The organism is Acinetobacter sp. CY05 (assembly GCF_059515805.1).
In genome coordinates, this window is the sequence record NZ_JCAKMW010000050.1 from 1 (window position 1) to 3,485 (window position 3,485).

Consider the following 3,485-nt stretch of genomic DNA (forward strand, 5'->3'; position numbering starts at 1 on the left):
AGTAAGCATCCAAGTTGTGCTGGCGACAATAGCAAGAGTGAACCACCTGATCCCTTCCCGAACTCAGAAGTGAAACCTCTTAGCGCTGATGGTAGTGTGGGGTTACCCATGTGAGAGTAAGTCATCGCCAGCTCATTATTCTAAAAATCCCTCGATCGTTGATCGGGGGATTTTTTTTCGCCTATAAAAAGCAATGAATACCCTCAGAATTTGCATGAAATTGTTTTAATAATGTCTTATTCTTCATTGCGGTTATATAATAATAGCCTAAGTATAATTTAAATTAAAAAGCCAAATCCAACAAATGTCTATGAATAAAACGTAGTTTATCTTTAATAACATCAGATAATTTGAAAGGATAGGCATCTTCTAAACCCATACTACGATTTAGAGCATTTAAATTAAAAGTTAATGTAATCCAACTTTCTAAAATTTTCTCAAAATTTTCAGCACCAATAGGGCACTCATCCATGGTGAGATTGGTTAAGCTACCTTGTTTGGCATTAACAGCTAAGCCTGCATGAAAAGCAGTTTCTAAGGTTTCCATCATATGTAAATAATGCGCCCAAGTTTCAGCCCAATCTTCCCAAGGGTGGGCTGTAGCATAAGAGCTAATATAGTGTTTTTGCCAGTTTGGCTCAGGCCCATATTCATAATGTTTTTGCAGTGCTATAGCATAATCTTGACGCTCATCGCCAAAATAATGTCTGAACTCTGCTAATAAATCTGGTCTTAAATTCTCAATTAAATAAAAATAGTAGTGACCACTTTCGTGTCTAAAATGACCTAATAGTGTTCGATAGTTTTCTCCCATATTAACTCGTGTGGTTTCACGATAAATCACATTTGCTTCTTGTGCATTTAAAGTAATGATACCTTTGCCATGACCAGTCATTACGGGTTGGCCATGCATTGGCACTAAAAAATTAAAACGTAGTCCAAGTTGATCATCATCATTTCGTTTTGGACGTGGCATTATATTTAAGCGCTGAGTTAAATATAAGAAGCGATGCTTGGCATGTTCTAGATGGCGCCAGTATTCAATATTTTCAGGTTGGTCAAGTGGGGGAATGATATAAGTAAGTTGACATGACTCACAATAAATTTCCTCATCATTAATACTGAGTACCCAATTACAAATTTGATGATGGGTGTAGTTGTAACAAGGTTTGAATTCAACATTTGTAATGTTTTTATGTTTCTGCTTAACCTGCCAAATATTGGCTTGTTTTTCATCAAAGCAGAGCAATTCTTGATATTTTGCGGAATAACCAATTCTGCAGCCGCAATGATCGCAATGTGTTTTAGCAAAAAAAATCTGCTGTTGGCATTCACTACAAGAGAAATAGCGCATAATATTGATCATTCCATTGCAAAAAACTATCACTTATTGTCTTTCAAAAACAACCTATATTCATTAGCTTTTATGCGAAAAATGATGCATTTCTTAGATTGTCTAGTCAGTACTGAATTTTTAACTCCATTTGTGATGAATTGAACAAAATAAGTAATCATTTAATGGTGTATGCTTTGGTTGCTATAATGGTTAAAATTATTTTTATAACAAAAATTAATTAATTAAAAACAATAGTTTATTGTATTATATGATGCGTATATAACGCATCATATTGATCGGTGGTTATTTTTGTCAATTACTTATATTGAGCATATTGACCCATCTAAGTAAAAAAAACTATGTGCGCGGTATAGGATTGTTTAAATTCCTATATGTTACACATCTAGTTTCAAACCGCTCTATCAAACTAAAGCTTGTAGTATTTAGAAACCAAGCAGAATGATAGTAAGAGGAGGCTTTGGGTATCCTGAGTAGCGAGCGAGATTTATTAGAATATGTGCTTGATGATTTGTAAGTTTATCAATAGAAAGCTTGAATCAATTTTTCATCTCTCTAAAACCATAGGGTTGTGAGATGACTATAAGCTTGAATGGGGGTTATGGATTTATATATTATTTAACATAATGTTCATTATACGAAATTGGATTGTAACTCCAAAATAGAAATGTCCGGTTTCTCCAAAGTAAAAATGTCCGCTTTTAGAATATGCGCTTTTGCGATTATCGAAGCGGACGGTTTGATATGTTGGTGTCTATGTCGGATAAAGAACTTAAACGATTGTCGGTCTTGCAGGAAATCTGCGATCAACGCATAACTCAATCCCAGGCTGCTCAGCTACTTCATATCTCAGAACGTCAGATCAGACGCTTACTGCAGAAATACAAAGCTCAAGGTCCAGCTGCATTAGCCCATGCCGGTCGTGGCCAAACCAGCAATTCCAAACTTCCTGAAGAACTCAGACTCAAGTGCCTCAATATTGTTTCTGACCAACTCCATGGTTTCGGACCCACTTTAGCGCATGAAAAGCTCACCACCGTACATGGATTCGATCTTTCAGTAGAAACCCTGCGTTCTTGGATGATTGCAGCCGACTTGTGGATTCCTCGCGCCAAGCGCCTGAAACGCCCATATCAGCCTCGATATAACCGGGATTGCTATGGTGAACTGATCCAGATTGATGGCTCTCACCATGACTGGTTCGAAGGGCGTGCTGCTAAATGCTGTCTGCTGGTGTTTATTGATGATGCCACAGGCAAATTACAGCATTTACGCTTCTGTGAGTCAGAATCAACCTTTGACTATATGATTTCGACACGTTTGTATGTTGAACAGCACGGTAAGCCCTTAGCATTTTACAGCGACAAACATTCAGTCTTTAGGGTAAATCAAAGCAGCAAGAAAGACACCAAGATTACCCAATTTGGGCGAGTACTCAGTACGCTCAATATCGATATCATCTTCGCCAATTCACCACAGGCCAAAGGACGTGTAGAACGAGCCAATAGAACGCTTCAGGATCGTCTGATTAAGGAGATGCGCTTAGAAGCTATCAGTTCGATTGCAGATGCCAATGCCTGGCTGCCCTGCTTTATTGAGCAATTTAATCGTAAATTTGCCAAGATGGCCTTTAATCCTAAGGATCTCCACCGGACTGTCACTGAAACAGCTGAAGAATTAGATGATATTTTTACTTGGCGTGAACCCCGCAGAGTCACCAATAGCCTGACCATTACTTATGATAAATGTGTATATATTCTGGAGAATATCCAAGAAAATCAGAAGCTGATCGGTAAATATCTTGAGTTTCTAGAATATCCGGATGGTACTGTAGCGATCATGCATGAAGGACGGAAGATCAATTACAGCATCTTCGATAAATTAAGTCAGCTTAACCAGCGAGAGATTGTTGAGAATAAACGTTTAAGTTCTGTATTGCTGCATATTCAACAACAGCATGAAGAACTGGAACAGCAAAACAAACGTAATCGTTCTCAAAAGATGCCAAGCAGACGTGCACAGAAAACAGCAATTCAACAACGAAATCTGAATCCTGTGCTTGACTTGGAAATGTCCATATAGGACATTTCTATTTGGTTATTAGGTAGGACATTTCTACTTGGGAATAACA

At 37.8% G+C, this 3,485-nt stretch carries 2 protein-coding genes and 1 rRNA gene; 2 read left to right on the forward strand and 1 reads right to left on the reverse strand.

Annotated features, from left to right (window positions below; all coding sequences use genetic code 11):
* Positions 1-18: 18 nt before the first annotated feature.
* A 5S ribosomal RNA gene (gene rrf / locus AC5YCD_RS15615) occupies positions 19-133 on the forward strand.
* Between the two features lie 150 nt (positions 134-283).
* On the opposite strand, the gene AC5YCD_RS15620 is transcribed toward rrf, so the two are convergent.
* Positions 284-1,354, reverse strand: coding sequence for a zinc-binding metallopeptidase family protein (locus AC5YCD_RS15620; protein WP_496130874.1), 1,071 nt, complete (start codon positions 1,352-1,354; stop codon positions 284-286).
* Positions 1,355-2,110: 756 nt separating this feature from the next.
* Here AC5YCD_RS15620 and AC5YCD_RS15625 point away from each other — a divergent pair.
* The gene (locus AC5YCD_RS15625; protein WP_180185633.1) at positions 2,111-3,436 is read left to right on the forward strand and encodes an ISNCY family transposase; all 1,326 of its coding nucleotides are present in this window, start codon (positions 2,111-2,113) and stop codon (positions 3,434-3,436) included.
* Positions 3,437-3,485 lie beyond the last annotated feature (49 nt).